At 38.7% G+C, this 7,039-nt stretch carries 7 protein-coding genes; all 7 read left to right on the plus strand.

Features of this window, described 5'->3' with window-relative positions; all coding sequences use genetic code 11:
- Positions 1 to 332 precede the first annotated feature (332 nt).
- The 7 genes from QQ041_RS23715 to QQ041_RS23745 all read left to right on the plus strand — a co-directional run bounded on the left by QQ041_RS23715 (position 333) and on the right by QQ041_RS23745 (position 6,309).
- On the plus strand, positions 333 to 545 hold the full coding sequence (locus QQ041_RS23715) for a DUF3892 domain-containing protein (RefSeq protein ID WP_285955187.1): 213 nt from the start codon (positions 333 to 335) through the stop codon (positions 543 to 545).
- Between the two features lie 480 nt (positions 546 to 1,025).
- Complete coding sequence (locus QQ041_RS23720; protein WP_285955188.1) at positions 1,026 to 2,546, plus strand: SIR2 family protein; 1,521 nt, start codon at positions 1,026 to 1,028, stop codon at positions 2,544 to 2,546.
- A gap of 109 nt (positions 2,547 to 2,655) precedes the next feature.
- Entirely contained in the window at positions 2,656 to 3,177 is a 522-nt protein-coding gene (locus tag QQ041_RS23725) for a hypothetical protein (protein WP_285955189.1), read from the plus strand.
- Position 3,178: 1 nt separating this feature from the next.
- Positions 3,179 to 3,388 carry a hypothetical protein gene (locus QQ041_RS23730; RefSeq protein ID WP_285955190.1) on the plus strand — a complete coding sequence of 70 codons (210 nt, stop codon included), beginning with the start codon at positions 3,179 to 3,181 and terminating at the stop codon, positions 3,386 to 3,388.
- 810 nt (positions 3,389 to 4,198) lie between these two features.
- A complete protein-coding gene (locus QQ041_RS23735; RefSeq protein WP_285955191.1) occupies positions 4,199 to 5,074 on the plus strand; it encodes a nucleotidyltransferase in 876 nt (291 codons plus the stop codon).
- Between the two features lie 53 nt (positions 5,075 to 5,127).
- Positions 5,128 to 5,706, plus strand: a complete 579-nt coding sequence (locus tag QQ041_RS23740; RefSeq protein ID WP_285955192.1) for a hypothetical protein — start codon at positions 5,128 to 5,130, stop codon at positions 5,704 to 5,706.
- A 72-nt stretch (positions 5,707 to 5,778) separates the two neighbouring features.
- Positions 5,779 to 6,309: a hypothetical protein gene (locus tag QQ041_RS23745; protein WP_285955193.1), complete on the plus strand. Its 531-nt coding sequence runs from the start codon at positions 5,779 to 5,781 to the stop codon at positions 6,307 to 6,309.
- The last annotated feature ends 730 nt before the right edge of the window (positions 6,310 to 7,039 follow it).

The following is a 7,039-nucleotide window of genomic DNA, read 5'->3' on the forward strand; positions in this document are numbered from 1 at the left end:
TACGTAAAAAGTAGGACCGTCAATTTCCCTCGGTAATTAAGCTAACGACAAAGTCGCTTGGTAGTTAAGGTACGACAGAATCGCTTGGTGATCACACTAATTTAGCGAAATCACTGGTTCGTTTGTGCCCCAAATCTGGTTAGTGCAAATACTCTTTACAACTTATAGAGCGTGTGTTGTCCTTACTAAAAGTTATGCCGCTTAGATAGCATCTAACCTTGCTACAAAAAGCGTTAGCACTCAAAGTTCTACACCAATAATTTGAATTCATCCTTTGATTCGGTAATTCTGATACTGTGAAATTAAGTTCACATTCGTTCACTGGAGGATTTATGGCTAAAAATATACGTGGCAATAACGATGGCGAGCATGGTGAAAATGACTCTTATACGATTCAAGGTCGTGGGGTCGTAAGCCGAGAAGTGCTTGTTGATGAGATCAACACAGGAAAGCACCCTAACCATCACGTAGTAAATGTAAATGGTGAAGATTATGTTCGGTCAAATCCTGATCAACAAGAATCAAATAACGTAAACAAAGACTAGTCGTATAAATTACGTGTTAACAAATAAAGGTGAAGGTTAAGATCTACCCTTGAGGTGGCTCTTAACCAATTATTCAAGTAGACAGCTCGAAATTGCCCAAAGTGAGCTAGAGAGTGATTGAACTCAGTTTCAAACTCTGCAACTAGCCTTACTTTCCCTCATGCTTAGAGATCCAACAATGTAGCTAAATTTTCTAATCCACAACAGATTGACCTTCAATCACACTTATGCACGAATTTGTTGTTCAACTATTTCTAAGCTATTGGAAAATAGAGAACTAAAGGGAAGTTTTTGATTGATAACGTGCCTTGAATCGGAAGCAATGTGTGCTAGCACGGTTTTCAATTAGAAACTAGAACTAATCTGAATTATATTCATACGTTTCAGTTGGTTAGGGATGGCTCTTGAGGTATGCTGAATACATCAATTCGTGCTAGCACGATATTAAAATGTTAGTTTTCTAAGGGCATGAGTCGAACAATGATTATTGATGATATTATTTCAGGGATAGATGAGGGAGGGCCTAAAAGTTACTATTCATTTGAAACTTTTATCCAGCATTTATTTAAACACCACATTGAAAGTCAAAAAAAGAGATTTCTCATATCGACTGAACCATCTAGGTTTGGTGATGCTATTGCGCCAGAAGGGTTTGATTCTTTTGATGGACCAACAGTTATTGAGATAAAATTTAACCTTGCTACAGGCTCAATAAGAAGATTGTTAGATAAATTATCTCATCAATTTTTAAATGAATATGTTGAGCACAAATTCTCTAATCTTTTAGTGATTTCGGCTAAACCAATCCCTGAAAATGTAATTCATAGGTTTCACGACGAATTATCACGCAATAACCTACCATTTAAAGTCACTTTTTGGGGACCACCAGAGTTAAATAAAATTGCAGCAAAAAATAGAAGGGTAGTGAACAAAATAGCAAATAACTTATTTGCATTAAGACTTTCATCTGCGATATCTAAGCCTATAAGGGATTGGAAACAAGAGCGCGAAGAGATAATAGAGAACCTAAAACAGTTTTATAAAAAAGGTCAATTTTCACTATTTCTAGGGGCAGGGGTTTCTAGTAGCGCAGGCATGCCGGATTGGAATACATTATTGAACTCTCTTTTTGTTACTTATTTAACTCAAGAATTTGATGGTGATACTGCAATTGGGGAAAACGATATCGGTGAGCTTGTACAAAGGCTGAATAGTATCGATGAACCATCTGCTTTAATGGCTGCAAGATATTTGCGAAAAGGTCTTTCAAAGAGAGACGGTGAAGCAAAGCTATTTATCGAAGCTGTAACCAAAAACCTTTATAAACTGCGTAACTCTAATTTCCAAATAGACTCCGAGCTAATTAAGTCAATAGCTGCAATGTGTCTGCCAAGAAGGACTGGGGCTAAAGTGAAATCAGTTGTCACCTATAATTTTGACGATTTGATTGAAAGGCAGTTGTCAAGCAATGCGATTCATCATCGCTGTATATACACTGACAACGAAAGCTATGATCCTGATGAGTTACCCATTTATCATGTTCATGGTTTTTTGCCTGAAGACCGAAAGTCATTTGATGGTTTGGATGATTCTACGTTAGTTTTTTCCGAAGAGGGTTATCATCAGATTTATTCTGACTCTTACCATTGGTCTAACTTAGTGCAATTAAATTCTTTTAGGGAAAATACCTGCCTAATGGTCGGCTTGTCTATGACAGATCCAAACCTCCGTAGATTGCTTGAAATTTCATCTAAAAACATTGAACGAAGCAAGCATTTTGCATTTATGAAGCGGCTATCATCAAAAGAGTTTTGCTTTGAAAAAGAAAAGGGTAAAAGTGTATCTAAAATAGAAAATGTCGTGTCAGCAGAAAAATTTTTAGATAGGCACCACACTCTTAATGAAGAATTAATGAAAGAGCTAGGGGTTACCATAATTTGGTACGAATCGTATGAAGAAATTCCAGACATTATTAAACGGGTATCCAAATACGAAAACTAGAAATACGTTTAAAACGGAACTAAAACAGTGGGTTAGGTTTCGCTTCGCAACACATTATAACCCGTCATTTTAGTCCGCTTAACACGGCTACATGTTTACAGGAGGTAACTTGAGACAGGATCACCCAGTATGGGAAGTTTATGACTTGCTACGAACAGCAAAGTTAAATGAGAAATACTTTGGATACAGGCTCCAAAAATATGTGCGAATTAATAACTTCATGGAGTTCGCTATTGCAGCAACAGCCTCGACATCTGCTATAGCTAGTCTGACTTTATGGAATGAAGGTCTGGCCGGTCATTTTTGGCAATCATTTTTGGTTATCTCCGCAGCTATATCTGTTGCGAAACCAATTCTAGGTATTACAAAAAGAGTGCGCCTATATGAAGAGGTTCTCAGTGAATATCGAGCATTGTCATATGAATTGATGCAACTAAAAGTTGGTATCAGTACGGCTAGGAAATACAATGAAATTCACATAGATAAGTTCAATGAAATTATGGAAAAGCATGCGACTCTAGTCAGTAAATCTCCTGAAAGTACCGAGAATAAAACTGTAAAAACAACGTGTATTGATGAAGTTATCAAAGCTTATCCACCTGAAAACTTCTTCGTTCCCAAAGGTATCTGAAATGGCAAAAAAAGAGAGTAACGGCGTAGGTAAAGGTTCCACTAAGGGTAGCGATAAAGAAGGTGCTTGGCGTGGTAAAGCATCTCATGGTGATTCAGACAAAGGACACTGGCGGGGCAGTCCAAGTGGTAGTGGACGCGGTCAAGGGAAAGGCTCTGATGATAAACCTATGATACACGTTGAACCTGATAATCCGTGGCCAAGAAAATAAACATACAAATAAGGATTAAGGTGCTGCGCAGCCAGCACTAAATCCCGAGTGTTGAACAAGCCCAAAGCCACTTTATTAAGTAAATTATTCGATGATGATCGAGGGGCATTGCGCCTTGAACTGGTCTATTCACGCTGGGCACCAGGCTAATGACTTTCCATACCTGCAGTTATTCATGAATTGCTAATTTAGAAAACCACTGATACAGAAATGTCCAAAGCGTTCATAGGCTGAATTTTTACCCGTGGTACGTTTTACCTCATAAATGCCCCAAAACGTGTTTCAGCGACTGTAACTTACATTATTTTTTGTTTGTTTTTTATTCACACCTTGAAAGATCCCAATGTTGCCCAAAGATCGTGAATGAGGGATAACCTCTATTATAATAAGGATATATTTATGGGTTTGAAACCAGGTCCAAAACCAATTGCTAAATCGACAGGAAAGCCTGATCAACGTCGACGGGACAATAAAAAAACTCCAGGAAATACTCCAGGGTTAAAGCCTAGTAAATCCTCAAAATGAGACCAAATTACTTATCGATCAAAGTAATTTGATCTCTAATTCTGAGCCAGAATTAGCTGTTCTGGCTCTTTTTGCTAACAGTTGTGAAACAAAGTTACGTTAGGTTGACGAGAGACAGTTGGCTTTTCCTAGCTTTAAAGTGCTCCCATTGTTTGTTTCGGGCGACTGAACATTCATTTCACCAGAGTGCTATTTGACTTACTTTTCGTAATACCAGTAATGTGTCACTCAGGCAGAGGCGATTCAGTGTGGTATTTAAATTTCAGCCTTTTGAAAGGATTAGCAATGAGTTTGGAAGATAAATTGTGTGGTTGGACAGGTCCTTCTAGTGCAACGGAGAAGGAAAAGCAAGATAGAACTGAGCGTATGATTCGTGAAGCGATAGGTTCGCACATACCATTCGATGGTTGCTCCTTAAAAGTCTTTGCAAAAGGCTCTTATGCTAATAACACTAATGTGCGTTCAGATAGTGATGTAGATATAGCTGTAGAATGCACGGATGTTCTATATTGGGATGAATCAGAGAAAGGTGTTCATGCACCAGGAGAGTCTTACAAAGGTATTTGGACTCCGACAAAATTGAGATCTGAGCTTATCTCTGCATTGACAGCAAAGTTTCCAGGGCAAGTAGATACGTCGGGGTCTACTGCAATACAGATAAATTCTAGCTCAGCGCGGGTGGATGCTGATGTTGTTCCATGTTTTAGTTTTCGTTATTACATGAAACATGGTTCGAGGGATGGAACCAAAATTTTTAAAAAAGATGGTAGCGACCTCGTCAACTACCCAGGCCAGCAAAAAGAAAATGGTACGGCAAAGAATAACGCAACTAATTATGCATACAAAAAAGGTGTTCGTTTACTTAAAAGAATTGAAAATATCATGGCGGCAGATGGAACATTCCGAGAATTACCGTCTTTCTTCATGGAGTGCTTAGCCTACAATTGCCCAAATTATGTATTTTCGCACTCAACATGGACTGAGCGGCTACGAGCCATGCTTTTTTATATTTGGGATAATCTGCAAGGTGACGAGCCTAGTGAGAATCGTTGGCTCGAAGTAAATGAATGTTTTTTCCTGTTTCACTCAGGCCAAGAATGGACTCGAAAGGATGGCCGTGATTTTGCTAAAGCGGCCTGGAATTACTTGGGGTTCAAATAATGCTCACTAGACTACATATATCTTCATTCATTGGCCTTACGATTGGAGTCTGGTTGATAGCTCTTTGGGTTCAAGGGATGCCTGTGTTAAGTGCTGACTTCGTAAAGCCTTTTGGTACAGTTGTAGGTGTTATCACACTTTTTATTACACTATTCAATAAATATCTTTGGTCATGGAAAATATTTAAAGGTTGGTACGTTAAACGCCCAGATTTACGAGGAACATGGAAAGTTGAGCTGAAAAGTAGTTGGGTTAACCCTGAAACAGGAGAAAAAACTGCCCCAATTTACGGATACGCAGTTGTTCGACAGTCTTTAACAAATCTAAGCCTAAGATTGATGACTAAAGAATCTCGATCAATCCTTGTTGCACATAGTATTGAGCAACAAGAAGACGATGATTTATTCAAACTCGTTGGAGTGTATAGAAACGAACCAAAAATTGAGCTGCAGGGTGTTAGGAGTGAAATCCATCATGGTTCTTTCGCTCTTGAAATTCATGGTTCTCCAGTAGAAGAGCTTGACGGGCATTATTGGACAGATAGGGCAACGAAAGGTGGCATGAAGTTATTCAATAAAGTCGACAAACTCTACGCAACATATGAGCAGGCTGAGCGCGAGCAGGACAACTAAAAAAGGCGCGTCTACGGGAAACGTTTTCCGTAGAGAGCGGCTTTAGTGGCACTTGAGTAAATTAAGGCAACCATGGATAAGTACACATTTATATCTGAAATGACTAAAGCATTAGTATGGCCAGCGACATTGATTGTTGTTCTACTACTTTTGCGTAAGCCTCTGATTTTATTAATACCTTTCATGCGTAAATTGAAGTTCAAGGAATTGGAGATGGAGTTCTCAGAACAGGTTCAAGCATTGAAGTCTGAAGCTCAACTTGATGAAACTTCTGGTATTGATACTCCAGCAATGAACATTCTCTCTTTTTCTACACGAGCAGCGGTATTGGAAGCGTGGATGGAACTGGAAAGTGTCGCAGCATCATTAGCTGCTTCTTTTTGGAGCACATCAAGTACGTCTCCGTTTAAAAACTATGCGAAGCTTGGACATTACCTCCACCAGAGCGGTGTATTGAACGAAGCACAGCTTAAATCATTTGATAAACTCCGAAAACTACGGAATCAACTTGTGCATACAGAAGAAGTTGAACTCACAGAAAATGATGCGAAGGCTTATATTATGATAGCGTCGAGTCTAATTAATCAAATTAAGGCACACTGATCTGCTCCAGTGATTCTGTACACTCGCATGGGCGAGTTTGCCATACTTCAGTTAATTGACTTTTTGCTAAATTAGCAAAAGCGCAACTCGGAAATGTCCAACTCTGAGTCAGTATGTCGTCGCGACTCATGGCGAGTGGCAATGATGTATTTTGTAACTGGAAGCAGTTAGCTTTGTCGACAAAAGCTGATAACAAAGAGAGCGAAAACTGACTAAATTGATTAACCAATAACTTTCAATTTTTTTGGTTATAGTATATGCAATATAAATCCCAATAATACTTGAGTTATTTTAAATGAAACAAGAAGTACATAGGTTTGAGCTATCAATAAATAGCACTATCTCTGAAGTCTATGGTCACTTTACTAAGGCAAATAGTGACCAAAGCCTCGATAGAATGTTTGAAGGTCTTCAAAAAAAACTCAGGAAAATTACCTGCTCAGTGAGAGAGAGGGAGTGTACTCTCATTAATGTGTACATTGCATACGGCAGAAGACAAGAGGACTTTGATGGTAAAGGGAAGACTTGTAAATCTTTTCCTACAAGGAGAATCGAAAGTATAATGAACACCCACTCTAACCTTTCGCCAGAAGACCTGCTAGGTGAGGCTTTACGATCTTTAGAGCATTGATCTGGAACTTTAACGCTTTCTAAATTAGCGCATGATAGCTAAGAATATGAGCAGAAAAATTAAGAGTAATTAAACACCAGTAGGTCAAAATAATGATAG

The organism is Vibrio sp. TMPB1044, from assembly GCF_030442075.1.
Classification (GTDB): domain Bacteria; phylum Pseudomonadota; class Gammaproteobacteria; order Enterobacterales; family Vibrionaceae; genus Vibrio; species Vibrio satsumensis.

What these genes read in the sequence shown, in the direction of transcription:
- QQ041_RS23720 (WP_285955188.1), top strand. Translation starts at nt 1,026, where the DNA reads ATGATTATTGATGATATTATTTCAGGGATAGATGAGGGAGGGCCTAAA.
- QQ041_RS23715 (WP_285955187.1), top strand. Translation starts at nt 333, where the DNA reads ATGGCTAAAAATATACGTGGCAATAACGATGGCGAGCATGGTGAAAAT.
- QQ041_RS23730 (WP_285955190.1), top strand. Translation starts at nt 3,179, where the DNA reads ATGGCAAAAAAAGAGAGTAACGGCGTAGGTAAAGGTTCCACTAAGGGT.
- QQ041_RS23745 (WP_285955193.1), top strand. Translation starts at nt 5,779, where the DNA reads ATGGATAAGTACACATTTATATCTGAAATGACTAAAGCATTAGTATGG.
- QQ041_RS23735 (WP_285955191.1), top strand. Translation starts at nt 4,199, where the DNA reads ATGAGTTTGGAAGATAAATTGTGTGGTTGGACAGGTCCTTCTAGTGCA.